The sequence below is a fragment of the Methylobacterium sp. A49B genome, from assembly GCF_053346215.1.
The window spans coordinates 1-25,066 of record NZ_JBKFBO010000106.1; the positions used below are offsets into that span (position 1 = coordinate 1).

Below are 25,066 nucleotides of genomic sequence, written 5' to 3' on the forward strand. Positions count from 1 at the left end.
TGTTCGCCCCGGGCGAGTCGCCGTTCCTGCACTACGTGCGCACCGGCCGGGACGCCGGGCTGATGGCCGCCCCCGAGGATCTCGGCGCCTACCCGCCCATGACGGCCCCCGAGCCGCAGGACTGGGACGGCCTGCCCCCGGCGCTCCCCATCGCCGACGCCCGCGTGCTGGTCATCGTCCCCGTCTACAAGGGACGCGGCGAGACCCTGCGCGCCATCCACGCCTGCCTCTCGCCCCCCCAGGCGACACCCTTCGCCCTGCTCGCCGTCAACGACCGATCCCCCGACCCGCAGCTCACCGCAGACCTCGCAGACCTCGCCCGTCGCGGCCTGTTCCACCTCGTCGAGAACGAGCACAACCTCGGCTTCGTCCGCTCGGTCAACCGCGCGCTCGGCCTGCGCCAGGGCCGCGCCGTCGTCCTGCTCAACTCCGACGCCCAGGTCTACGGCGACTGGCTCGACCGCCTCGTCGCCCACGCGGAAGCTGAGGACGCCCGCCCGCCCGTGGCCAGCGTCACGCCTTTGTCCAACAACGCCACGATCTGCTCCTACCCGCGCTTCAACGCCAACAACACCATGCCGCTCGAGATCGAACGGCCCGAGCTCGACCGCCTGGCCGCGCAGACCAACCCCGGCCAGGCCGTGCCCGTGCCCACCGGCGTCGGCTTCTGCATGCTCATGACGGCGCAAGCCCTCGACGCGGTCGGCACCCTCGACGCCGAGGCCTTCGGCAAGGGCTACGGCGAGGAGAACGACTGGTGCCTGCGCGCCATCAAGGCCGGCTTCGTCAACCTGCTCGCCGAGGACGTGTTCGTCTACCACGCCGGCCAGATCTCCTTCGGGCTCGATGAGGGCGGCGAGTACGACCAGGGCCAGGCCGCGCTGCTGGCCAAGCACCCCGACTACCCGGCCCGCGTCGGCCAGTTCGTCCAGGCCGATCCCGGACGGCGCGGGCGCGCCCGCCTCGACCGCGCGCGGCTCGCCCGCCACTTCTCGGGACGAGCGCTGCTGTTCGTCACCCACGCCTGGGGCGGGGGCATCCAGCGCCACATCGACGACATGATCGCGCAGGCGCGTGCCGAGGGCCTGAGCGTGGTGCTGCTGCAGATCGACCGGACCCGCAACCTCGAGGTCCACGTCTCCTACCGCAGCCCCGAGTTCCTGTACCTGCCCAACCTCGACAGCCTGTACCTGCCGCGCGACGCCGCGGAGCTCGCCGGCTTCATCGCGGCGCTGGCGCCGGTGCTGATCCACGTGCACTCGCTGGCGGGCCTGCGCTGGGCGGCGGCGGGCGCGCTGATGGACCTGGTGGCGGGCTCCGGCCGGCCGTATGCCTGGACGCTGCACGACTACTCGCCGGTGTGCCACCGCAACCACCTGGTGCAGCCGGACGGGCGCTACTGCGGGCTGGCGCCGGTGGCGGAGTGCCGGGCGTGCCTGGCGTCGGACGCGGAGGGGTTCGAGGAGCCGGACCCGGGGGCGCGGCGGGCGGCGTTCGGGCGGTTCCTGGCGGGCGCCACGCGGGTGTTCGCGCCGTCCTGCGACACGGCCGGGCGGATCCGGGGGGTGTACCCGGATCTGGCGGTGACGGTGCGGCCGCATATCGAGCCGGAGCGGTCCGTGCGCGACACCGCCCTGCAGAGGCCCGGACGGATCCGCCGCGTCGCCGTGCTGGGCGCGATCAGCGCCACGAAGGGCGGGCTGTTCCTGCAGGCGCTCGCCACCGACGCACAGGACCGGGACCTGCCGCTCCGGTTCGCGATCGTGGGCTTCTCGGACCCGGCGCTCGCCATCGGCCTGGAACGCGTCGGCGTCGCCCAGACCGGGCGCTATCACGGCGACAACGAGGCGCTGGATCTCGTCTGGCGGCTCGCGGCCGACATGGTGCTGCTGCCGGCGATCTGGCCGGAGACCTACTCGTACGCGCTGACGCTCGCCCTGCGCACCGGCCTGCCGGTGGTCGCCTTCGACCTCGGCGCCCCGGGGGAGCGGCTGCGCGCCGACCCGAACGGCCATCTGCTGCCGTACGCCCTCGCCGCCGACCCGACCGCCTTCAACGACCGGCTGCTCGCCGTCGACGTCTCGCCTGCCGGCCGGATCTCCGTGCCGATCCGGGCCGCCGCCTACGGCGACCTGATGCGCGACTATTACGGCCTGGACCCGGTGCCGGCCCGGACCGAACGCCCCATCGACGAGGACGCCGCATGATCTCCGTCAACGAGGACATGAAGCAGGCCATGCTTCAGCGCGGCATCTCGGTGCTGCATCCGGCCCCGTTCGGCCTGCCGGAGGACTGCACCTTCGAGCCGCCGTGCAGCATCAAGTGGATGGGCATCGATTACTGCCTCACCATGGGGGCGTTCTCGTACGCGGTGAGCGGCTACTATTTCGGCGCCGACATCGCCCGCTACTGCTCGATCGGCGAGAGCGTGCAGGTCGGGCGCGGCAGCCACCCAGTCCAGTGCGGCTCGACCTCGCCGCTGTTCTACACGCACCACTCGGCGGTGTTCGACCGCCTCGACCCGCGGGCGGAGGATTACGAGATCTGCGGGCCGTATCTCTGGCCCAAGCGCGTGCGCATCGGCAACGACGTCTATATCGGCCACGGCGCCTTCCTGATGCCCGACATCACGATCGGCGACGGGGCGGTGATCGGCGCGATGGCGGTGGTGACCAAGGACGTGCCGCCCTATGCGATCGTGGCCGGCAGCCCGGCCCGGATCGTGAAGATGCGCTTCCCCGACGCGCTGATCGAGCGCTACCTGAAGGTGCAGTGGTGGCGCTACGCCTTCTGGGACCTGCGCCAGTGCTCGATCACCGATCCCGAAAAATTCCTCGACGCCGTGGAAGAGCGGATCGCCGGCGGGATGGAGGAATACCGGCCGGAGCTGATCCCGATCCAGTCGCTGGTGCCGCGGGGGTAGCTCCACTGGCGCGGGTGAGGCGGCCTCACGCCGCCAGGACCCGCGCCGCCGCGGCGCCCAGCGCCCGCACGCCCAGGGCAAGGTCGGCGTCGGCGGTATCCTCCGCCAAGTGATGGCTGATGCCGCCGATCGAGGGCACGAACAGCATCGCGGCCGGCAGGATCCGGGCGACGTTCTGGGCATCGTGGCCGGCGCCCGAGGGCATCACCTGCCACAAGCCGGGACAGACCGCCTCCGCGGCTTCCGAGAGGGCGCGCATCAGGTCCGGGTCGCAGGGGGCGGGGATCGCCTTGGACAGGGCGGTGAGCGTGGCGGGGCAGCGCTCGCGCCGGTTCGATTCGCGCACCAGGGCCTCCAGGCAGGCCTCCATCCGCTCCAGCACCGGCATCGACACGTCGCGGAACTGGAAGAAGACCTCGGCCCGGCCCGGGATGATGCTGAAGGCCCCCGGATCCAGGGTGATCCGCCCGGTGGTCCAGGTGCTGCGCGGGCCGCAGACCGTCGGGAATGCCCGGTCGATCGCCGCGAGCAGCCGCACCGCCGCGAGGCCCGCGTCCCGGCGCTCCGCCATGGTGGTGCCGCCCGCGTGGTCCTGGCTGCCCTCGACGTCGATCCGGAACTGCCAGATCGCCACGATGCCGCTCACCACGCCGAGATGCAGGCCGGCGGATTCGAGCTGCGTGCCCTGCTCGATATGCATCTCCAGGAAGCCGCGGTAGCGGTCCGGATCGAGCCGCATCCGGGGCAGGCCGGCGAGGCCGGCACTCGCCAGCGCCGCCCGCAGGGGCGTGCTGTCGGTGCGGTTGCGGGCGGCGTCGATCTCGGCCTCGGTCAGGTCGCCGATCGCCGAGCGGCTGCCCAGGAAGCCGCCGGAGAAGTGCCCCTCCTCGTCCGCGAAGGCGACGACGTCGACGGGCAGGCCGGCGCGGGCGAGCGCCACTCCGGCCACGACGCCCAGCGCCCCGTCGAGCCAGCCGGCCTCGTTCTGGGTCTCGATGTGGCTGCCCACCAGGAGATGGGGCCCGGGGCCGCGATGACGCCCCAGCACGTTGCCGATGCCGTCGATCGAGGCGTCCAGCCCGCAGGCCTCCAGCTTGGCCATCAGCCAGCGGCGGGATTCCATGTCCGCCGCCGAGAAGGTCGGCCGGTGGACGCCGGTGCGGAACCGGCCGATCTCCCGCAGGGCGTACAGGTCGGCCAGGAAGGCCTGGGTGTCGATCTCGGTCATGCAATCCCCGGAGGCTTCACGTCCGGACCGTGCAAGGCCCATGCGCAGATCCGGGCTTCCGAAGAGCCTGCAGCCCCGATCTCGGGCTTTGCCCAAGCCCGGCAGGGTTCCACCCTGCACCCGCAAAAGGGCTCGCCCTTTTGAATCCGCGACTTGGCGCTACTCTGCCGCCGCGGGCGTCCAGTCCGCCGCTTGCGCCCCCGCCATCCAGGCGGCGAGATCGGCCCGGGCCCGGTCGGTCAGCGCGCGCTTCTTGAGCGCCGCCTTCTCGGGCCCGCGCAGGCGGCGGCCGGTCTCGTTGCGGGGCGCCTGCGCCAGCGGCGGGAACAGGCCGAAATTGACGTTCATCGGCTGGAACGAGCGCGGGGCGTTGGCCTCGCCGTCCGCCGCGACGTGACCGCCGGTGATGTGGCCGATGAGGGCGCCGAGCGCCGTCGTCTGCGGCAGGGGCGGCAGCGACCGGCCGGCCGCCTCCGCCACCGCGAAGCGACCGGCCATCAGGCCCACCGCGGCGCTCTCGACGTAGCCCTCGCAGCCGGTGATCTGGCCGGCGAAGCGTAAGGACGGCCGGGCCTTGAGCCGGAGGGTGGCGTCGAGGAGCCGCGGGCTGTCGAGGTAGGTGTTGCGGTGCAGGCCGCCGAGGCGGGCGAACTCGGCCCGCTCCAGGCCGGGAATCGTGCGGAAGATCCGCACCTGCTCGGCGTAGGTCAGCTTCGTCTGGAAGCCCACCATGTTGTAGAGCGTGCCCAGCGCGTTGTCCTGGCGCAGCTGCACGATCGCGCAGGGCTTGACCAGCGGGTCGCGCGGGTTGGTGAGCCCCACGGGCTTCATCGGGCCGTGCCGCAGGGTCTCGGGCCCGCGCTCGGCCATCACCTCGATGGGCAGGCAGCCGTCGAAATAGGGCGTGCCCTCCCACTGCTTGAAGCCGATCTTCTCCCCCGCCACCAGGGCGTCCACGAAGGCCTCGTACCGGGCGCGGTCCATCGGGCAGTTGAGGTAGTCGGCCCCGGTGCCGCCGGGTCCCGGCTTGTCGTAGCGGGACTGGAACCACGCCACGCCCATGTCGATGGAGTCGCGGTGGACGATCGGCGCGATGGCGTCGAAGAAGGCCAGCGACTCGGCCCCGGTGAGCCCGCGGATGCCCTCGGCCAGCGCCGGTGCGGTGAGCGGGCCGGTGGCGACGATGCAGGCGCCCCAGTCCTCAGGCGGCAGGCCCTCGACCTCCCCGCGGACGAGGGTCACGTTGGGGTGCTGCGCCAGGGCCCGGGTCACCGCGACGGAGAACCCCTCGCGGTCGACCGCCAGCGCGCCGCCCGCCGGGACTTGGTTGGCATCGGCCGCCCGCATGATCAGCGAGCCCAAGGCGCGCATCTCCTGGTGCAGCAGGCCGACGGCGTTGCCCTCCGGATCGTCCGACCGGAAGGAGTTCGAGCAGACGAGTTCGGCGAGCCCGTCCGTCTGGTGGGCCTCGGTGCCGCGCACCGGGCGCATCTCGTGAAGGACGGCGCGATGGCCGGCCTCGGCCACCTGCCAGGCGGCCTCGGATCCGGCGAGGCCGCCGCCGACGATGTGGATGGTCTGTGTCATGTCTGAGAATAACGAAGGACCGCCGTCCGGATCAACGGGCGGCGGTCCTTTCGTCAGGTTCAGACTTCTCGCGAGCGGCTGACGCCGAGGCCGGGATCAGACGCGGGCGACGCCGCGGATCTCGCTGCGGCTGATTCCGAGATCGGCGAGATCGCGATCCGAGAGGCGGGAAAGCTGGGAAACGGTGTCGCGGTACCGGAGATAGGCGCGGACGCGGGTCAGGACGCTACGGGCGGCGGACATGGTGTGCTGTGACCTCTGCTCGGGCAGACGATGGCGCTTCGTTGCGCATCGCTGCCTCTTGTTGCTGCAACGCACATATAAGCGCGCTGCGCCGCAGCAGGAGGCGAAAGGTCAAGCATCAGGTCTGCATCTGCCGCATAACGAGATTAAGAACTCAGCAACCTTCCCGGATGGTCATACTTTAGGCGCATGAAACGCCGGGCGGAGGAGGCCGACCGGAAACACCGAGGGCGCCCCGCCTGACCGCGGAGCGCCCGGGTTCGAATGCCGGATTCCGGCCATCGGGATCGACGGGCCGTGACTCAGTAGAACGGGCGCGGCCCGTAGAAGCCGTAGGGGCGGTAGAAGGGGCGGGGCCGGGCATAGCCGTAGCCGCCGTAATAGGCCGGCCGGCGCCAGTAGCCGTAGGGGCGGGGCCCCCAGTTCGGGCGGCAGATGCCCCAGGGATTGGGATGGAACCCGGGGCCGCAGCCGCCCGCCGCCTGGGCGGAGCCTGCAAGCCCCAGACCGCCGGCGATCGCGGCGGCCATAACGAGCGCCTTCGCGCGCGGCGCGCTCAGAATCGTCATGACTGGATCTCCTCACTGCGTCCGGCGGATCGGCAGCCGGTCTCGGGAGATTCGCCGCCGCCGCCTGAACCGACGCTGAGCCAGAGGTTGTGCCCGATACAGGCTCGCGGCGGCGAGCGGGCAACGTCGCGGGTGCAGCAAAGGTTGCGACCCTGCCCCAGGCAGACCCGCGCAAAACCCGCGCAGGTCCCGGGGCGGGCGGCAGCCTGAGTGCAGCCTGAGTGCAGCCTCAGTGCAGCCTCAGTGCAGCGAAGGCGTGCGCAGGAACCGCTCCCGGTCCCCGGAGACCAGGGCAAGCTTCACGCCGCGCCCCTCGCGGCGGACGGTGAGCGGGACGCGCACCCCCGCCTCGCCCAGCGCCCAGACGCTGCGGAACAGGGCGGCGAGATCCGCCACGGGCTCGCCCGCCACCGCCTCGATCACGTCGCCGGCCTGCAGGCCGCCGGCCTCGGCCGGACCGCCGTCGGCCAGACCCATCACCACGATGCCCTCCTCGCTCTCGGTGGCGTAGAGGCCCAGCCAGGGCCGGGGCGGCCGGTTCGCCCGGCCGCGCGTGGCGAGGTCGTCGAGGATCGGCGGGAGCAGATCGATGGGCACCACCATGTTGATCGGGCGGGCGCTGCCGGAGCCGCCCTGCTGCAATTGCAGGGAGCCGATGCCGAGCAGTTCGCCCTTGGGGCCGATCAGCGCGGTGCCGCCCCAGTGCGGGTGGGCCGGCGCGGTGAACAGGGCCTCGTCCAGCACGTATTCCCAGTAGCCGGCGAATTCCTGACGGGCCACGACCTCGACGGCGACGCAGCGCTGGCGCCCGCCCGCCCCGGCCAGCACGGCCCGGTCGCCGGCCTTCAGCCCGGCCGAGCGGCCGAGGGGCAGGGCCGGCACGCCGAGATCGCCCAGCGCCTGGACGAGGCCGAATCCGGTGGCGGCGTCGAACCCCACCACGTGGCCCGGCACCGAGCGGCCGTCCCGGGTGGTCAGCCAGACGCTCTCGGCCTCGGTGACGAGGTAGCCGATGGTGAGGACGAGGCCGTCCTCGCGGATCACCACGCCGTTGCCGGCCCGCTCGGTGCCCAGCGTCTCGGCCGTGAAGGCGCTCTCCGGCACCCGCGCCGACAGGGCGAGCACCGCCGAGAGCGCCCGGTCGAGGTCGTAGCCGTAATCCGCGGGCCTGGGCTGGGCCTGCGCGGGGATCTTCCACTCGCCCTGCGTCGCCATGATCGTCCTTCGGCTCGTCCGGCCGCGCGCCGTCCGGTGCCGCGCGCGTGCATTCGGCTCACCATAGGATGTTCGGGCCGCCGGCAACACCCGCGGGACCGTCGCGGCCGCGGCGCACCCGCCGCACGCACGAAAACACCGCCCGGCGCGGTGCCGGGCGGTGCGCCGTCCCGGAGGACGGCCTGTCGGAGGTCCGGGATTCCCCGCCGGTCGGCGGGGAACCGGGGTCTCAGTACTTGCGGACCAGCGGAGCGGGCGCCGGGGCGACCACCGGGGTCGGCGAGTAGAGCGGCACCACGATGCGGCCCCACAGCTCGGTGGACGCGGTGCGCGGCACGGCCGTGACCACGTCGCGGGCGGCGTAGAACTGCGCGGTGAACTTGCCGAAGTCGTAGCCGATCAGGCCGCCGACCGCGAACCGGCCGCGGTTGCCGGCCGCGAGGCTCGCCGCGCTGATGTCGAAGTTGTACGTGCCGTAGCCGATGGCACCGATCTCGAAGTTGCCGAACTTCTTGGTCGCCGTGAGGTCGAGGTTCAGCGAGTCGGAGATGATGAACGGGCCGCGGGTGTTGCCGAAGCCGACCGTGTTGAAGCCCGGGAACTTCGCCGGCGAGTCGTAGATGTTGGCCGTCAGGTTGGCGGTCAGGTTCCAGCCGTTGCCGGTGTAGCTGCCGGCGATGCCGAAGCGGTAGGTGTTCGAGGCGAGCTGCGGCAGCAGCGGCGGGCCGCCGAGGGCGACGCCATTCCGGCCGACCAGGACGCCGCGGTCGCCGTCCAGCTCGTTCAGGTAGACACCGCCGAGCAGGCTGACGCCGAAGTTGCTGCCGAGGTCGAAGGCCCAGATGCCGCCGACGAAGGTGCCGACGTTGACCGACACGTCGCGGATGCTGGCGTTGCCGCGGTTCTTGCCGAAGGCGAACACGGTCGGCGGGGCGAGGGCCAGCTCGAAGCGGCCACCGGCCAGAACGAGCGGGGTCGACCAGACGAGGACCGGGATGTTGACGCCGACGTCCACCGGCACCGACGGCGCGGTCTGGCGGTAGAGGAACGTGTTGATCGCGTAGACGCCCTCAGGCAGCGGAGCGCCGACGGCGAGGCCGACCTGCTCGCCCGGTACGGTGGTGGTCTGTGCCTGAGCGATGGTCGAGGCCATGCCAACCGTAAGCGCGACCGTACCGGCCGCGAGCCAGTTCTTCATCATTTTCTCATTCCTTCCCAAGGTCCCAAGGCATCCGTCCCGCATTCGGCACGTCCCTGCCGGTCTGCTCGCCTGTCGCGGCTGCCGGCTTCGGATGTGCCGAGCGCCCCCACGGAGCCTGCCCGTCTCAACGTCTGCGACTATTCTACAGAGACCTCCGGAAAGACAGTGGAATGCTCGCCGAAAGGCCAAAACCGGCTCAACCGTTGCGCAAAAGCCGCATTTTTGCGGCGATGCAACACTATCCCCAGGCAGGAGATCGAGGGTCGTTTCGGCAAAATATCGCTGAACGGTCAAGCTGTTGCCGCCCGCGATCGCGGGAGGATCCGGCAAGTCGGGCTTGGCGATCGCGTAGGCCACCGGCGCCGGCCCGCGGCCCCGGATCGGGCCGGCACCGGCCCGATCCGGGGCCGATCTGGGATACATTCCTCGTCCGGCAGCTCGAATCACCGCCCGCGGCAAGGGTCCGCCGGCCGGCACCCGGCAAATTCTGCCGGGTGCCGGCCGACTCGGATTCGACGCGCGGCGCTACCCGGCGGCGCTGCGGCGGGCCGGGTGCGGGGTGACCTGCCTGTCGACCGTCCTGTCGACCTGCCGGTCGGCCTGCGGAGCGGGGCGCCGCTCCAGCACCTCGCGCAGGAACCGGCCGGTATGGCTCGCGGTCGCGCGGGCGATCTGCTCCGGCGTGCCCTGCGCCACGACCTTCCCGCCGCCGTCGCCGCCCTCGGGGCCCATGTCGATCACCCAGTCGGCGGTCTTGATCACTTCGAGGTTGTGCTCAATCACCACCACGGTGTTGCCTTGGTCGACCAGCTCGTGGAGCACCTCCATGAGCTTGGCGACGTCGTGGAAGTGCAGGCCGGTGGTCGGCTCGTCGAGGATGTAGAGGGTGCGGCCGGTGGCGCGCTTCGACAGCTCCTTCGAGAGCTTCACGCGCTGCGCCTCGCCCCCCGACAGGGTGGTGGCCTGCTGGCCGACATGGACGTAGTGCAGGCCGACCCGCTTCAGGGTCTCGAGCTTGTCGCGGATCGCCGGCACCGCCTTGAACAGCTCGGCCGCCTCCTCGACGGTGGAATCGAGCACGTCGGCGATGGACTTGCCCCGGTACTTCACCTCCAGGGTCTCGCGGTCGTAGCGCTTGCCCTTGCAGACGTCGCAGGTGACGTAGACGTCGGGCAGGAAGTGCATCTCGATCTTGATGACGCCGTCGCCCGAGCAGGCCTCGCAGCGCCCGCCCTTCACGTTGAACGAGAAGCGCCCCGGCTGGTAGCCGCGGGCCTTGGCCTCGGGGAGGCCCGCGAACCAGTCGCGGATCGGCGTGAAGGCGCCGATATAGGTGGCGGGGTTCGAGCGCGGCGTGCGCCCGATCGGCGACTGGTCGATGTCGATGACCTTGTCGAGATGCTCCAGCCCCTCCAGCCGGCCGTAGGGGGCCGGGTGCTCCAGGGCGCCGTTCAGTTTTTTGGCCACCGCCTTGTAGAGCGTGTCGATCACCAGGGTGGACTTGCCGCCGCCCGAGACGCCGGTGATGCAGGTGAAGGTGCCGAGCGGAATCTCGACGTCGACGTCCTTGAGGTTGTTGCCCCGTGCGCCGAACAGCCCGAGCCTGCCCTTCCGGCCCTTGCGACGCGCGGTCGGGGTTCGGACTGACATTTCGCCAGTCAGATATTTTGCGGTGAGCGAAGCGGGATTGGCCAGCACCTCCGCGGGGGTGCCCTGCGCGATGATCTCGCCGCCGTGGATGCCGGCGCCCGGGCCGACATCGACCACGTAATCGGCCTGCAGGATCGCGTCCTCGTCGTGCTCGACCACGATCACCGAGTTGCCGAGGTCGCGCAGGCGCTTGAGCGTGCCGAGCAGCCGCTCGTTGTCGCGCTGGTGCAGGCCGATCGAGGGCTCGTCCAGCACGTAGAGCACGCCGGTCAGCCCCGAGCCGATCTGCGAGGCGAGGCGAATGCGCTGGCTCTCGCCGCCCGAGAGCGAGCCGGAGCCGCGGGCGAGCGTCAGGTATTCGAGGCCGACATCCACCAGGAAGGTCAGCCGGTCGCGGATTTCCTTCAGGATTCGGACCGCGATCTCGTTCTGCTTCGCCGTGAGCTTGTCCGGCAGCTCCGAGAACCAGCGGTGCGCCTCGGAGACCGAGAGGGCGGTCACGTCGGCGATGTCTGCCATGGCGACCTTCACGGCGAGCGCCTCCGGCTTCAGCCGCTTGCCGCCGCAGGCGGCGCAGGGCGTCTCGCTCATGAAGCGCCCGATTTCTTCCCGCACCGCGTCGGAATCGCTCTCCTTGTAGCGGCGCTCCAGGTTCGGGATCACGCCTTCGAAGGGCTTGTTGACCGTGTACTTGCGCAAGCCGTCGTCGTAGGCGAAGCGGACCGCCTGCTTGCCCGAGCCGTACAGCACGATGGCGCGGGCCGTCTCCGACAGGCTCTGCCAGGGGACGCCGGTCTTGAAGCCGAAATGCTCGGCCAGCGCCTCGAGCGTCTGGCCGTAATAGGGCGAGGTCGACTTCGCCCAGGGTCCGACCGCGCCGCGCTTCAGGCTGAGGCCCGGGTCGGAGATCACCAGCTCGGGGTCGATCCGCATCTCGTGCCCGATGCCGCCGCAGGTCGGGCAGGCGCCGAACGGGTTGTTGAACGAGAACAGCCGCGGCTCGATCTCCGCGATGGTGAAGCCCGAGACCGGACAGGCGAAGCGGGACGAGAAGGTGATGGTCCGGGGCTCTTCCCCCTCGGGGGCGTCGGCGAACACGACCTCCGCGATGCCGTCGGCGAGTTCCAGCGCGGTCTCGAAGGAATCCGCCAGCCGCGCGCCGATATCGGCGCGGACCACGATCCGGTCGACCACCACGTCGATGTCGTGCTTGAACTTCTTGTCGAGCTTGGGCACGTCGTCGATGGCGTAGTATTCGCCGTTCACGCGCAGGCGCTGGAAGCCCTTCTTCTGATATTCGGCGATCTCCTTGCGGTACTCGCCTTTCCGCCCGCGGACCACGGGCGCCAGCAGGTAGAGCCGGGTCTTCTCGGGCAGCTCCAGCACCCGGTCGACCATCTGCTGGACGGTCTGGCTCTCGATCGGCAGGCCGGTGGCGGGCGAGTAGGGGATGCCGACCCGCGCCCAGAGCAGGCGCATGTAGTCGTAGATCTCGGTGACCGTCCCGACGGTGGAGCGGGGGTTCTTCGAGGTGGTCTTCTGCTCGATGGAGATCGCCGGCGACAGCCCGTCGATCTGGTCGACGTCGGGCTTCGACATCATCTCCAGGAACTGGCGGGCATAGGCCGAGAGCGACTCGACGTAGCGGCGCTGCCCCTCGGCGTAGATCGTGTCGAAGGCGAGCGACGACTTGCCCGAGCCCGAGAGCCCGGTGAAGACCACGAGCCTGTCCCGGGGGATGGTCAGGTCGACGTTCTTGAGATTGTGCTCCCGGGCGCCGCGGATCGCGATGACCCGCCGGTCCTCTGGCGCTGCCGGGGCGGCGTCGAACAGGGCGGCCAGCTTGGCGTCGACGGCCGCCTCGGTCCGGGCCGCGGACGCTTCGCCCTTCGGGCCGGCCGACTTGGGCCGGGCTGCCTTGGTCGAGCCTGCCTTGGTCGAGCCTGCCTTCGTCGAGGCCGCCTTCGTCGGGGCTTCCTTGGCGGGCATCTTGGGAGCGGCTTGGGCGGCGCCGGCGCGGCTTGCGACACGACTTCCAGCTTGGGCTTTGGCCATGAGGGCGGCGGTCTTTCGAGGCGTCGACGCGGTCAGAGTCGGATTCGCGCGCGGGCCAGCCGCCGCTCCCGCTCATGTCGAGCCCACGGGGCCCACGGCAAGATGCGGCCGGCGGGACGCAGGCCCGTCATGCGCCGCCCTTGCTAGAACGAAACGCGTACGGCGGCAACCGCTCCGTGGATGCGCAACCGTCTTGGCGAGCGCGGCGAAGCCATCCAGAGGGCGCCACGCTCCGCGATGTCGCGCCGCCCTGGGTCGCTTCGCTGCGCGCGCGATGACGTCGGCCCATCTCCGGTGCCGCATCGCGGGCGCTGAGATCCCACGTCGCCAGATCCCAACCCTCGGATTCTCATCCTCGACAGGTGCCGATGCCCGCGCTTCCTGATCGTCACCCCTCCGCGTTGCGGGCCATGAAGCTGGCCGGCGTCCCGTCCTCCGGGTTCACGAAGACGATGTCGGTGGGCGCCCGGCGGGGCGTGTCGATCGACAGGAACACCACCGGCGTCCCGGGCTCGATCTCCGGCATGGCGTGGACCGTGCCCTTCTCGAAGAACAGGAGCTGGCCCGGGCCGAACGCCGTCACGGCGGCGGGGTCGCCCATCCAGAACGTGCCCCGGCCCGAGAGGCAGTAGAGGTACTCGTCGCAGGTGGCGTGGTAGTGCGGCGGGGTCGGGCGGTAGACCCGGAACACCCGGGCGCTCGCCGCCTCCCGGTCGGTCAGGTAGGTGTCGACCAGGAGGGTCGTTGCGCTGTCGGGCAGGGACGCCGCCAGCGCCGCCACGTCGAAGATGCCGGTTCCCGCCGTCTCCGCCATCGCATCCTCCCTAACTGGAAAAACCTTCGAGCACGATCTTGCCCCTGGCGCGCCCGCTCTCGATGAGCGCGTGGGCGCGCCGCAGGTTCGCGGCGTCGATCCGCCCGTAATGCTCACCCAGGGTGGTGCGCAGGCGCCCCGCGTCAACGAGGCGAGACAGTTCGTCGAGGAGGGCCCCCTGGGCGGCGATGTCGGCGGTGGCGAACATCGAGCGCGTGAACATGAACTCCCAGTGCAGCGACAGGCTCTTGCGCTTGAGGAGCCCGACATCGAGCTGATCGGGATCGTCGATCAGGGCGAGCCGGCCCTGCGGGGCGATCAGCGCGACGATCGCGGCCAAGTGGGCGTCGGTGCCGGTGGTGGAGAAGACGAGGCCCGGCGCCCCGAGGCCGAGCGCCGCCACCGCGTCCGCCAGCGGTTTGGAATGGTCGACCACGTGGTGGGCGCCGAGGTCCCGGCACCAGTGCGCCGTCTCGGGCCGCGACGCGGTGGCGATCACGGTCAGGTCCGTCAACTGCCGGGCGAGCTGGATCGCCACCGAGCCGACGCCGCCGGCCCCGCCGACGATCAGGATCGCCGGGGCGGCGCCCGGCACCGGCCGTCCCGTGTCGAGCCGGTCGAACAGGGTCTCCCAGGCGGTGATCGCGGTGAGCGGCAGGGCGGCGGCCTGCGCCCAGTCGAGGCTTCTGGGTTTGTGCCCGACGATGCGGGCGTCGACGCAATGGTATTCCGCGTTCGTCCCCGGCCGGGTCAGGTCGCCCGCGTAGAACACCGCGTCGCCCGCCGCGAAGCCCTGGACCTCCGCGCCCGCCGCGACGACGGTGCCGGCCGCGTCCCAGCCCAGCACCTTGACGCCGCCATCCTCCGGCTGCGCCCGCCGCCGGACCTTGGTGTCGACCGGGTTCACCGAGACCGCCTCGACCTTCACCAGCAGGTCGTGCGGGCCGGGCTCGGGCTGCGGCAGGTCGAGAGCGACCAGGGCTTCGGGATCGGTGATCGGCAGGGACGTGCGGTAGCCGACGGCGCGCATCGTGGTCTCCTCGGGCTGTCGCCGCGGGAGATGCCGCCCGCCTTCACGAACCGCAAGTACGCACATAAAACGCCCCTGGTGCCGGAAATGATACCGTCGGAGACAGCCCATGCCCCGCACCCGCCATCACGTCGGCGCCTGCAGCCCCGGCTGCGCCGTCGAAGCGACCCTCCGGTTCATCGACGGCAAGTGGAAGGGCGTGATCCTCTACCACCTGCTGGAGGGGACCCTGCGGTTCAACGAGATCCGGCGGCGGCTGACCAGCGTGACGCAGCGCATGCTCACGAACCAGCTGCGCGAAATGGAGGCGGACGGCCTGATCACCCGGACGGTCTACGCCCAAGTCCCGCCCAAGGTGGAGTACAGCCTGACCGAGCGCGGGCGCTCCCTTGAGCCGGTCATCCGCGCCCTGAAGACCTGGGGCGATGTGCACGCCGATCAGGCAACGACCGTCCAGAACGCTGCTTGATTGAGCAGATCATGCCGCACCGGTTGAGGAATCCATAACTGTATCTTTAAGACTTGGCGGGATGCTGAAACATCTCCTGCCGGACCATTCCAGATCTTCCGATGCCGCTCCTCGCCTCGCTCCGCGCCCGCATCCTGGCGGTGGCGCTCGCCCCGTGCCTCGCCTTCGCGGGGGCGGCGGGCCTCGCGGCGTCGGACCAGTGGGCGCGCCGCGCCGAGATGGACCGGGTGGAGGGCCTCGTCGGCCTCGCCTCGCGGGTCAGCGCCTTCGTGCACGAGGCCCAGCGCGAGCGGGGCGCCTCCAGCCTGTTCCTGGGCACTGCCAGCTCGCTAAGGGCCTGACAAACCGAGAAACCTTGTAGGGTGAGTGGATTGGGGCTGCTCGTTGGTACAAACGGGTGGTACAGATGGCCCTCGCGATGGCTCGACCTTGGAAGCATCCCAAGACCGGCATTTTTTGGCTGCGCCGATCAGTGCCCCACGACTTACGGCCCTTGGTCGGCAAACGCGAGGAAAAGCGCACCCTCGGCACACGGGATCCCGCCGAGGCTAAGCTTCGACACACCGCCGAAATGGCGAAGCTTGAGCAACGTTGGGCTGCCCTGCGCCGCCAGCAGAGTGGGTTGCCGGCAGAGAACCCCGCATCCAGCCAGACCGTCACACTGACCGAATTGCAGGCGCATGAGAGGGCAGAATGGCTGTATCGGTACTGGCTCAACAAGCATCGCGACAACCCGAGCGAGCAGACTTTTTGGCCGACCGACCTCTACGGTGAGCTTTGGACTGATCCATACGGGCAGTCGCTGTTCACGGGGTTCTCGAAGACACTCGAGCTTCGCCAGCGCGATGCGCTGATGGAGGCGCAGGTCTATCGCATGCAGGCTTGGTGTAAGGAGCAGGCCGACGACCTCCTCGATGCATGGGGGTGGAGCACAGATGAGAAGAGTCGCCAGCGGCTCGCTAAAGCGATGGCCGCCGCCGTGCAGCGGGCGAGTCTCGTGTTGGAGCGCCTCGCCCGCGGGGACTCTGTCGATTTGGATTCGACCCTTCCCAAGCGCACGCAGATCGCGCCGGCCGCAGCCGGGAAGCCTGTCAGCTTCGACGAGTTGCTGAAGGGTTGGACGGCTGAAAAGCAACCGCGGGCGAAGACGATTTATGAGTGGTCGCGTGAGGTCGGCAAGTTCGCAGCTTTCCTCGGGCACGACGATGCGGCCCGTGTGACGCCAGAGGACGTGGTACGCTGGAAGGAGGCGCTGATCGCTGAGGGACGGAGCGCCAAGACCATCAACGACAGCAAACTTGCAGCGGTGCGCACGGTTCTGCAGTGGGCTACCGAAAACCGACGTCTACCGTCGAATCCTGCTGCCAGCGTGCGTATGGACGTCAAGCGGGTGGCGAAGGGCCGACGCAGTTTCTCGGACGATGAGGCGGCAACCATTCTCAAGGCGGCACTTGGCGAGGCGAACCCAGTCCTACGGTGGGTGCCGTGGCTGTGCGCCTACTCAGGGGCACGCCTGTCGGAGATCTGCCAGTTGCGGGTCGAGGACGTCCGCGAGATTGAGGGCATCTGGTGCTTGCGGATCGATGCCGAGGCGGGATCGGTGAAGACGGCGAGTTCGGAGCGCACGGTGCCGCTGCACCCAGCGGTGCTGGAGCGCGGCTTTGTCGCCTTCGTTCAAACCTTAGGCAATGGTCCGCTGTTTGCAGACCTCTCCCCTGACATGTTCGGCAAGCGAGGCGGCAACGGTACGAAGGTGCTGGGTCGCTGGGTGCGGGGTTTAGGGCTGGACGAGAAGCGGCTGGCGCCAGCACACAGTTGGCGGCATCGGATGAAAACCCTAGCCCGGCGTCACGGCCTCGCCGAGGACGTGACGCGCGCCTTGATGGGTCACACGGGCAAGTCCGTGGCGGACAACTACGGCGAGTACGAAGTGGCAACGCTCCATCGCGAGTTGCTGAAGGTGCCAACACTCCCCTTATCGTCATAAATGGCAAGCACGTAGGGAAGCTGAACGGGTTTTAATCAGGCCTGCTTCGGTCATGTGTAGACGGAGTGGTTCATGGCCCACCGATTGCGAAGGCCATGCGCGACGGCGCCCTTGCCCCATGGGTGGCCTCAGGCGGCCCGCTCGGCGGCGCTGGCATCGTTGAGGCTAGCGAGACATTCATCGGTCGCGAGCCCGGCAAGCCAGTCAAGCGCGCCCATCACCACAAGCTGGAAGTACTGAGCCTCGTGGATCGCTCCACCGCGTAGGTGGGCTCCGTTGTTGTGGACGATCTCGAGCCCAAGACCGTGAAGCCGATCCTGGCCGCCAACCTCGCCAAGGAAGCCAACCGCTACACCGACGAAGCCGGCCACCACGTCAAGCTTGGTGCGTCCGTTGCGGGCTACCAGTTCACCCAACACAGCCGGGACGATTACGTGCGCGGCATCGTTTAACCAGGCGACAGGCCGCCTCTGGCGCCAAGACGACATTCAGAGGCGTTCAAGTACCTGACGCTTGGCAACCGCGAACTCGCTTTCGCTCAGGTGCCCGTCCGCACGCAACTGCGCAAGGCGTTCTAATTCTGTGATCGAAGCGGCCGCCGACGAACGCGCAAACGATGTCGCTCTCGCGCCGCTCACCAGCGAGGCTACCAGCAGCGGAAATGGCTCATCGGCCGCTTGACAGCCTGCGCCGCTGCGATCTGCGCCTGTGAGCCTGCCTAAGCGAAGTAGCGGGTACACCGCCAGCAACATCGCCACGGCCCAGCCGGCCACGCTCGCGTTAATCGCCAGGACCAGCCAACGGTTCGCAGCGCGCTGCCAAAACGCGATGATCGATGGCAGCGCGAACAGGACCAGTACAGTCAACCAGGCGCAGGCGACGACAAATACGAGTTGATCTTTGGGGTTCATGCGGCGGCTCGCGCCACGGCGTGAGCCTTCATTGCCACATACACTTCCTCAGTTTGCGTGCCAGCCGCCCAGAACCGGGCGGGTTGCTCTGACTCCCCATTAAGTCGTCCAGCACGGTGGCTAGCGCAGCACCGACTGCTTGGACATCCGCTACCTGACCACCTTCGAAGCCCACGAGCGGGTCGGGTCTGTAGCGGTTCGGCGTAGGTCGCGGGCGCTACCCCGAGCACTGCTTCGGCCGGTGAGGCATCCGCCTCGCCCTGCACGAGTTGGGGGCCGAGCGTCGGCACGCGCTCAGCCGGCAGATGACGACCGGCCAACTCAGTATTCCTCGGCCAGCATGACGGTAAGCATGCGGACTGTCACCGCCGGATCGGTTGAATCGGGCGATGCGAAGCTCAGGCTGGTGTCGTAAGTGTCGATCTTCCAGAAGCAGCGGTAACCCGCGACCGTAACGGCGCCGAAGTCGTGCTCGCCATGCGGATCGCTGTCGGCATCGAAACAGTCAAAGCCACGCACCGCGGCCAGGAGCGCAGCGCGAGCCACGCTCGGCAGCAGCGCGACCCCGGCACTCAGCACAACCCTGCCACCGGAGAAGCTCCGGCGGAATGCGTCGTTGAGCGCTGCAATCGGCGCGGCGCCCGCAATCTTGGCCTCAGGCTCATCGTAGCACGCAGAAACCGAGCGAGCACATAAGTTCACATTTTGTTCATTATCTGCGTCGGTGTTGATCATGATTTGCTTCACTCCGCCGATGCGAGATGGGTAGCCAAACGATCGGCCGCCGCGAAAGCGCGCCGCGACAGCTCGGCCAAACGCTGCGCCTCGGCTTCGAACGCCGCGCACAGCGCCTGCCGCACACCAGGGCGTTGTGCTTCGGCTGTACGCAGCACCACTTCCAGGTCATCGCCATCCAGGCTGGCGACCGCCTCCAGAGCCGCCATTAAGATGGTCTCGGCAGTCGCAGGAGGGCGAACTCGCTGTGGTGCCGTCACTGCGGGAAGCAGGGCCGGTAAAATCACTGGGGCCGGTGGCTGATTAGTCCGTTCGGACATGGTGTCATCCTTCGATACGGTCGATGGAGATGCCGGCGCTCAACCCTGTGGGTCGGTGGCGGGGTGCAACAGGGCAAGTTCGTCGCGGCGGCGGGTGAACTCGGGCTCCTGAGGCCAGTCACGCCAGCGCAGCAGGAAGCGCTCGTCGGCGCGGGTAGCGACGACGAGCGACTCGAACCAGCCCTCCATCGGCCCAGTAGTAGCCAACACGAGCACACCTGGCTTGATCGCGTCCCAGGTGCCGAGCACGCGAGCATCGCCGGCCGGCGGTCTTGAAGGTGCCGAGGCGGTGTGGACGGGCGCGGTAGCGGCTGCGTTGCCTGTCGGGGTCATCGGAACCGCAGGCGTGGTCGGCGTCGCTGAGGCGTTGCTCCCCACGGGCTGAAAACCGCTCGCAGGCTCGTCGAGGTCTCTGCTGGTTTTGGCTTCCTGACCCCGACCACCGCTAGTGCTGCTTGGCTTAGGTTGCTGGTTGGACATGCTTGGCTCCAGAAACAACGAAGGCGGCCCAGAGGCCGCCTCGCGAGGGGAAGATGCTCTACGCAGAGGCCACGCTAACTGCGGTTGTTGGGCGCGCCACGCTGGCGGCCTCGCTGGGCAGTAACTCGGCGTCATCGCAAGTGCTTTCAATCGCCTAGGGTGCGCGACAGGCCGATGGTATCGGATAATAATCCTAATGTCAAGGCTGCGAACGTTTTCCAGCTCGTGACGGGTCAGCGGCTCAAGTGGAAACCCCGTTAGTGGACTGATTTCAGCCTGAATTAAACGACCGGACTACCATCAATCGACACAATACTTCAGCGCATTCCGGAGCGAATTTTTGAATTGATGATATTGCCTAAGCCGCGTTAGCAGGGACCAGAGCAAAGATCGTATGGGTGCGGTTCCTTCCAGAAGCCAAGCTGGCTCAGTACCAAAAAGCGGACCTTCGGCTTTGCGCCCAACCCGGTCATCTTGGTTGAAGCGCAGACATCCCGAAAGCAGACTTGCGGCTTGAGCGGACATGCAACTTGACGACCGCGCTGCAGGCCGCCGCGGAAGGCTTTGGAGGCCCCCTTCGGTCCTACCGCGTATCGGTATTCAATGAGACGATGCCGCGCTCACAAATCCCGGCAGACGTCGGGGCGAGCGTCGGACAGCGCTTACGCGCCGCCCCATAAGGCGGCGTGGCATCCGAGCGCGCCTCACTGAACCTGCTCTGCGAGCTTGAGAAGCTCGGCGCACGAGGCGTTCTTGCCGGCGAAATCCTTCCAGGCCGTGTCGCGGGCCGCCTCACGCCATTTCTGAATATGATCGGCCGTGAGATCGTGGATCTTGGCGCCGCGGGCGGCGTAGATCTTGGTGATCTCTTCGTCGTCCGTCTTGGCGGCCGCGAAGGAGAAGGCCTCCAACTCCTGGCCGATCTCCTGAACAGCCCTCTGCTGCTCCGGCGTTAGGGCCTCGAACGTCGCCTTGGAGATGATCAGCGGCTCCAGGATGAACCAGAAGGAGCGCCCCCGGCCGGCGGTGAGGTTCTTGGTCAGCTCGTCGAGACGGAACGAGATCAGGCTGGTGGAGGCGCTCACCGCCGCTTCCAGCGCGCCGGTCTGCATGCCGATATACATCTCGCTCGACGGCATGGTGGAGACGATGGCGCCGGAGGCCTGGAACACGAGGTCCATCTCGCGGCCGCCGCCGCGGATCTTCACGCCCTTCACGTCAGAGGGCACCAGGATGGGGTGGACACGCGAGGCGACGGCTCCCGATTGCCAGACCCAGGTCACGATCATCACGCCCTTGTCGTTGAGCGTCTTGGCAAGCCGTTCTCCGACCGGGGCGGTGCGCCACTGGGCGGCCTGATCGTAGTTCGTCACAAGGGCCGGCATAAGGGCGATGTTGGCCTCCGGCACTTCGCCGCCCGCGTAGGAGAGCGGCACGAGGCTCATGTCGACGGCTCCTTTGCGCACGGCGCTGAACTGCGCGAGTGTCTTCACCAGCGAGGAACCCGGATAGACATGCACCGTCAGGCTGCCGCCGGTGCGCCTCTCGAGCTCCTGGCCGAAGCGGCGGCAGATGCGGTCGCGGGCGTCACCGTGCTCCAGGGTGCCGCCGGGGAACTGGTGCGAGATGCGCAGCACCTTCGGCGCCTGTGCCCGTAGCACGGCCGGGCTGGTGATCAGGCCGGCGCCGAGCGCCGCCGAGCCGAGCAGGTTGCGGCGTGTGACAATCATTCTGAGTCCTCTATCTTTCCGCAACGGTGAGGCCTGTCACCGATAGACTTGTTCGATCTCGGGTTCTGGGGCGACTGGCCGGGCGGAACCTGACCCCGGCCGGGTGCCAATGTCTGCGGCACGCGCCTCACGGGTGTTGCTCGCCGGCCTGATCGACGAATCTCAGGCGACGGTGCGGGTGGGCTCCGCCTGGATGCGCCCGCGCAGCCAGTTGATCACCCCGCCCGCGAGCAGGATCTCGATCTGCCGCGGCGACAGATCGTGCCGCAGCTGCATCTTCGCCTTGCCGCCGCGGACCGTCGCGGTGATCTCCCGGCCCGCCGCCAGTGCGTCGGCGACACCGGCGATCTCCACCGTGTCGCCGAGTTCCAACCGGTCGTAGTCGGACGGGTCCTGGAAGGTCAGCGGCAGGACGCCGAAATTCACGAGGTTCTGCCAGTGGATCCGGGCGAAGCTCTTGGCCAGCACCGTCTCCAGCCCAAGGTAGCGCGGGGCGAGCGCGGCGTTCTCGCGGCTCGAGCCCTGGCCATAGTTCAGACCGCCGACGATGGCGTGGCCGGCACGCTCCCGGCCACCCTGCTTCGCCCGCTTCGGATAGGTGTCGTCGATCGGCTCGAAGGTGAATTCGCTGGTCTTCGGGATGTTCGACCAGTAGGGCATCACCCGGGCGCCCGCCGGCATGATGTCATCGGTGGAGATGTCGTCGCCGGTCTTGAGCATCACCGGCACGCGGATGTCGGCGCCAAGCTTGCCGAGGTCGGGCAAGGTTGTGATGTTCTCCGACTTCTCCAGCCGGACCGCTCGAGCCTCCGGCTCCGGCAGGGGGGCGACCAGCATCGTGGTGTTGCCCGGCGCCATCGCGGGTGCCACGATCCGCGGATAGGGCATGTCGAGCGTGCGCGGATCGGTGATGACGCCGGAGAGCGCCGAGGCCGCGGCCGTCTCCGGGGAGCACAGGAACACGCTGTCCTCGCGGGTGCCAGAGCGGCCGGGGAAGTTGCGCGGCACAGTCCGCAGGGAGTTGCGCCCCGAGGCCGGGGCCTGGCCCATGCCGATGCAGCCGTTGCAGCCGGCCTGATGGACCCGGGCGCCGGCGTGAATCAGGTCGGAGAGCTGGCCGTCCCGGATCAGCGTCTCCAGCACGACCCGGGTCGAGGGATTGATGTCGAACGACACCCGGTCGTGGGCCGTGCGGCCCTTCACAATAGCGGCCGCCACGGCGAAATCACGAAACCCCGGATTGGCCGAGGAACCGATATAGGCTTGGTAGATCTCAGTGCCGGCGACCTCCGAGACGGGCACGACGTTGCTGGGGCTGGACGGCTTGGCGATCATCGGCACGAGTGACGACAGGTCGACCTCGTCGTGATCGTCGTAGATCGCACCGTCATCGGCTGCGAGTGGTGTCCAGTCGCCGCCGCGCCCGACACCTTCGAGGAAGGTCTTGGTCGACGCGTCGGAGGGGAACACGCTCGTGGTGGCCCCCATCTCGGCGCCCATGTTGGCAATGACGTGCCGATCCATCGCGGTCAGGCCCTCTAGGCCCGGCCCGTAATACTCGATGATCCGGCCGAACCCGCCCTCTACCCCATGGCGCCCAAGCAGCGTCAGGATCACGTCCTTGGCGCTCACCCAGTCGGGCAGCGCGCCGGTGATCTTCACGCCCCAGACCCGGGGCATGCGCAATTGCAGGGGCTCTCCCGCCATGGCGAGCGCCACCTCGACGCCGCCGGCTCCGAAGGCCAGCATACCGAGCGAGCCGGCCGCGGGGGTGTGGCTGTCGGAGCCGACCAACGTCTGGCCGGGCTTGCCGAAGCTCTGCATGTGGACGGGGTGGCTGATGCCGTTGCCCGGTCGCGAGTACCAGACACCAAACCGCCGGCAGGCAGAGCGCAGGAACATATGCTCGTCGGCGTTCAGCTGATCGTTCTGGACGAGGTTGTGATCGATGTACTGCGCCGCGAGACCGACCTTGACGCGGTCGACGCCCATCGCCTCCAGCTCGAGCATGACGAGACCGCCGAGCACGTCCTGCAGGAGGGTTTGGTCGATCTTGAGAGCGATCTCGCCGCCCGGGGTGAGGTCGCCCTCAGCGAGGTGGGACTGGACGAGCTTCTGCGTCAGGTTCAACGCCATCGGGGGCCTCCCTCGTGATCCGTGTCGCGGGCCACCGGGCGCTGACCCGGGCTCCCGTCTTGTCGTCGCGTCTAAGCGTCCCGGTCCAACAGTATTGTCCGGCTTGGACCGGGGCGCCGTATTCCTAGCTACCTCATTACAGAGTGAATGAGTCCGCGATGCACAATTTCGGATTGATAAAGACGCTCTTTGTCTCAAGGTACTCATGGATCGCCGCGAGCCCGTTCTCTCGGCCGATGTCAGAATTATTGAACCCGCCGGAGGGCGCGAGGTAGCTGACCACACGGTAGGCGTTCACCCAGACGGTGCCTGCACGGAGACTCCTGGGCAGGCTCAGGGCCCGCCCGAGATCCGTCGTCTTGAACACGGCGGTGTCGTCGCAACAGGTGCTATTTTGGATGTCGCTTCAGCGGACTGCACCCGGCTCGTGGATCGGGCAGCGGTTGAACCTCTCGCGGAACTCGGCCGAATGCCGATAGGTGGCGTTGCGGGCGCGGTTGATGTTACCGAGAGGCTGGTGTGCTGCAAGGCCGGTCCAGACGCTGAACCGCATCTCCTCGTCCACTGCCTGGACCCGTGCAGGATCCCAACTGTCCTGCGGCTGAACCCGGACAATCCCGACTCGCTGGAACGGTGCCTCGTCCTCTTTCCACTCCACCGTCGGGTCCTCGACCGGCTGGCGCTCGAGGTCGCGACAGAGCTGCACGCGAAATTCCCACTCGCCGGCGATGTCGATCATCTCAGACTGTACGGTCTCGCGGATGGCGTTCGGGCGACCGGAGGCATCGATCTCGGTGCCGGTCAGGGCGGTCAGAGTTGGCGCTACGGGGGCCAGCGAGAACTTGGCGATGTAATCGCCGTACCGGAACGGGGTCAGGCTGTAGTAGGTCTCGCCGAGCGGATCGACATTGGGCGCACCGCCCAGAGAGCCGATGGTGGGGCTGTCGATGCCCACCGCGTGCAGGGCCTTGTTGACGCCGCGCAGGACCGTGGAGGCGGCGACCTTCAGCCCCTCGGCGCGGTCCGTGGTGCCGGCCAGCAGCTTGAGGCTGCCCAGAAACTTCTCGGCGTTCGGTGCCTGGAACACTTTGCCGTTGACCATGATGAAGTTCTGGGTCGTCCCCTCCGCATCCGGCAGGCGCTCGCCCTCGACGTTCAGCACCTTGAGGGCGAGGCCACGGGGCAGGGAGACCGCATCGGGAAGGATATCGCCGGCGTTGGTCGACAACCGCATGTAGACCTTATGCTGGCCGGGAGTGGCGAACAGGCCTTGGGCCAGCTCGGGGGGCAGGCCCGCATCGACCGTCAGAGCCCCTTCGAGGATGCCATGCGACTTCGCATGGACCGAGCGCACGGCATGGCCCGAATGCTCCGCGACCCTGGTCAGGATCTTATCGAAGGTCTGGTTGAGCTGCTCGATGGTTTGCCCTTCGTCCGGCAGCACCGCCTCGACGTCGGGAGTGTATCGCACCGGTGATCGCAAGGTCTGTCTCCGGCTAGCGGCCAGGACAGAACACCCGCTCACCCGACGACGTTCCAGGTTGTGCGGCATTCAATCGCCCATGAACTAAGGTGGGGAACGGCAGGGGGCCGGCGCGGCTTGTCGGCGGTGCTATCTTTCTCTCCGCTACGGCGCGGCCGCGATCCGGCGGCCTGCGGACCCCGCGTCCCGATCCCAGCCTTCATGAAATCACCCCGCAGGCGGACGACACGTCGAGGATACGCCGATGACATTCCTTCGCTACGCACCCGACATCGAGACGCCCGCCCCGGACGAGCAGAA

General features: G+C 68.7%; 22 protein-coding genes and 1 pseudogene. 6 read left to right on the forward strand and 17 right to left on the reverse strand.

Annotated elements, in window-relative coordinates:
- Both ACLBX9_RS18345 and ACLBX9_RS18350 read left to right on the forward strand, forming a co-directional pair.
- Window positions 1-2,207: glycosyltransferase (locus ACLBX9_RS18345; protein ID WP_447719962.1), on the forward strand; the 2,207-nt coding region annotated here is incomplete at its 5' end.
- On the forward strand, window positions 2,204-2,923 hold the full coding sequence (locus ACLBX9_RS18350; RefSeq protein ID WP_447719963.1) for a CatB-related O-acetyltransferase: 720 nt from the start codon (window positions 2,204-2,206) through the stop codon (window positions 2,921-2,923). The genes ACLBX9_RS18345 and ACLBX9_RS18350, both read left to right, overlap by 4 nt.
- Window positions 2,924-2,948: 25 nt before the next feature.
- Here ACLBX9_RS18350 and ACLBX9_RS18355 read toward each other — a convergent pair whose 3' ends face one another.
- The 9 genes from ACLBX9_RS18355 to ACLBX9_RS18395 all read right to left on the reverse strand — a co-directional run bounded on the left by ACLBX9_RS18355 (window position 2,949) and on the right by ACLBX9_RS18395 (window position 14,515).
- A complete protein-coding gene (locus ACLBX9_RS18355) occupies window positions 2,949-4,151 on the reverse strand; it encodes a hydantoinase/carbamoylase family amidase (protein WP_447719964.1) in 1,203 nt (400 codons plus the stop codon).
- Between the two features lie 159 nt (window positions 4,152-4,310).
- Window positions 4,311-5,738, reverse strand: a complete 1,428-nt coding sequence (gene trmFO / locus ACLBX9_RS18360) for a methylenetetrahydrofolate--tRNA-(uracil(54)-C(5))-methyltransferase (FADH(2)-oxidizing) TrmFO (protein ID WP_447719965.1) — start codon at window positions 5,736-5,738, stop codon at window positions 4,311-4,313.
- A gap of 96 nt (window positions 5,739-5,834) precedes the next feature.
- On the reverse strand, window positions 5,835-5,981 hold the full coding sequence (locus ACLBX9_RS18365; RefSeq protein ID WP_010687382.1) for a DUF1127 domain-containing protein: 147 nt from the start codon (window positions 5,979-5,981) through the stop codon (window positions 5,835-5,837).
- Between the two features lie 302 nt (window positions 5,982-6,283).
- Window positions 6,284-6,550, reverse strand: a complete 267-nt coding sequence (locus ACLBX9_RS18370; RefSeq protein WP_010687381.1) for a GCG_CRPN prefix-to-repeats domain-containing protein — start codon at window positions 6,548-6,550, stop codon at window positions 6,284-6,286.
- Between the two features lie 240 nt (window positions 6,551-6,790).
- Entirely contained in the window at window positions 6,791-7,765 is a 975-nt protein-coding gene (locus tag ACLBX9_RS18375; protein ID WP_010687380.1) for a S1C family serine protease, read from the reverse strand.
- A gap of 229 nt (window positions 7,766-7,994) precedes the next feature.
- Entirely contained in the window at window positions 7,995-8,966 is a 972-nt protein-coding gene (locus ACLBX9_RS18380; protein ID WP_010687379.1) for a transporter, read from the reverse strand.
- Between the two features lie 525 nt (window positions 8,967-9,491).
- Entirely contained in the window at window positions 9,492-12,671 is a 3,180-nt protein-coding gene (gene uvrA, locus ACLBX9_RS18385) for an excinuclease ABC subunit UvrA (RefSeq protein WP_447719966.1), read from the reverse strand.
- A gap of 388 nt (window positions 12,672-13,059) precedes the next feature.
- Window positions 13,060-13,485, reverse strand: coding sequence for a cupin domain-containing protein (locus ACLBX9_RS18390; RefSeq protein WP_010687377.1), 426 nt, complete (start codon window positions 13,483-13,485; stop codon window positions 13,060-13,062).
- A gap of 10 nt (window positions 13,486-13,495) precedes the next feature.
- Window positions 13,496-14,515: a zinc-binding alcohol dehydrogenase family protein gene (locus ACLBX9_RS18395; RefSeq protein WP_010687376.1), complete on the reverse strand. Its 1,020-nt coding sequence runs from the start codon at window positions 14,513-14,515 to the stop codon at window positions 13,496-13,498.
- Window positions 14,516-14,624: 109 nt separating this feature from the next.
- On the opposite strand from ACLBX9_RS18395, the gene ACLBX9_RS18400 reads away from it, so the two are divergent.
- The 4 genes and pseudogenes from ACLBX9_RS18400 to ACLBX9_RS18415 form a co-directional block, all read left to right on the forward strand.
- Entirely contained in the window at window positions 14,625-14,984 is a 360-nt protein-coding gene (locus ACLBX9_RS18400) for a winged helix-turn-helix transcriptional regulator (RefSeq protein ID WP_010687375.1), read from the forward strand.
- Window positions 14,985-15,085: 101 nt separating this feature from the next.
- Complete coding sequence (locus tag ACLBX9_RS18405; protein WP_447719967.1) at window positions 15,086-15,325, forward strand: hypothetical protein; 240 nt, start codon at window positions 15,086-15,088, stop codon at window positions 15,323-15,325.
- A 65-nt stretch (window positions 15,326-15,390) separates the two neighbouring features.
- Window positions 15,391-16,971, forward strand: a complete 1,581-nt coding sequence (locus ACLBX9_RS18410) for a DUF6538 domain-containing protein (protein ID WP_447719968.1) — start codon at window positions 15,391-15,393, stop codon at window positions 16,969-16,971.
- A 60-nt stretch (window positions 16,972-17,031) separates the two neighbouring features.
- Window positions 17,032-17,420, forward strand: a pseudogene (locus tag ACLBX9_RS18415) (transposase); the annotation flags it as partial.
- Between the two features lie 39 nt (window positions 17,421-17,459).
- Here the strand turns inward: ACLBX9_RS18415 and ACLBX9_RS18420 are convergent.
- The 8 genes from ACLBX9_RS18420 to ACLBX9_RS18455 all read right to left on the reverse strand — a co-directional run bounded on the left by ACLBX9_RS18420 (window position 17,460) and on the right by ACLBX9_RS18455 (window position 24,754).
- Window positions 17,460-17,882: an SHOCT domain-containing protein gene (locus ACLBX9_RS18420; RefSeq protein WP_447719969.1), complete on the reverse strand. Its 423-nt coding sequence runs from the start codon at window positions 17,880-17,882 to the stop codon at window positions 17,460-17,462.
- 321 nt (window positions 17,883-18,203) lie between these two features.
- Window positions 18,204-18,617, reverse strand: a complete 414-nt coding sequence (locus tag ACLBX9_RS18425) for a DUF3768 domain-containing protein (RefSeq protein WP_447719970.1) — start codon at window positions 18,615-18,617, stop codon at window positions 18,204-18,206.
- Between the two features lie 8 nt (window positions 18,618-18,625).
- Window positions 18,626-18,826: a hypothetical protein gene (locus tag ACLBX9_RS18430; protein ID WP_447719971.1), complete on the reverse strand. Its 201-nt coding sequence runs from the start codon at window positions 18,824-18,826 to the stop codon at window positions 18,626-18,628.
- Between the two features lie 150 nt (window positions 18,827-18,976).
- The gene (locus ACLBX9_RS18435; protein WP_447719972.1) at window positions 18,977-19,186 is read right to left on the reverse strand and encodes a hypothetical protein; all 210 of its coding nucleotides are present in this window, start codon (window positions 19,184-19,186) and stop codon (window positions 18,977-18,979) included.
- Between the two features lie 935 nt (window positions 19,187-20,121).
- Entirely contained in the window at window positions 20,122-21,147 is a 1,026-nt protein-coding gene (dctP, locus tag ACLBX9_RS18440) for a TRAP transporter substrate-binding protein DctP (protein WP_010685762.1), read from the reverse strand.
- Between the two features lie 162 nt (window positions 21,148-21,309).
- Window positions 21,310-23,283: an aconitate hydratase gene (locus ACLBX9_RS18445; RefSeq protein WP_010685761.1), complete on the reverse strand. Its 1,974-nt coding sequence runs from the start codon at window positions 23,281-23,283 to the stop codon at window positions 21,310-21,312.
- A gap of 136 nt (window positions 23,284-23,419) precedes the next feature.
- Window positions 23,420-23,683 (reverse strand): aldehyde dehydrogenase family protein, encoded by a 264-nt coding sequence (locus tag ACLBX9_RS18450; RefSeq protein WP_083920286.1) that lies wholly within the window; start codon window positions 23,681-23,683, stop codon window positions 23,420-23,422.
- A gap of 6 nt (window positions 23,684-23,689) precedes the next feature.
- Window positions 23,690-24,754 (reverse strand): catalase family protein, encoded by a 1,065-nt coding sequence (locus ACLBX9_RS18455; RefSeq protein ID WP_447719973.1) that lies wholly within the window; start codon window positions 24,752-24,754, stop codon window positions 23,690-23,692.
- Between the last annotated feature and the right edge of the window lie 312 nt (window positions 24,755-25,066).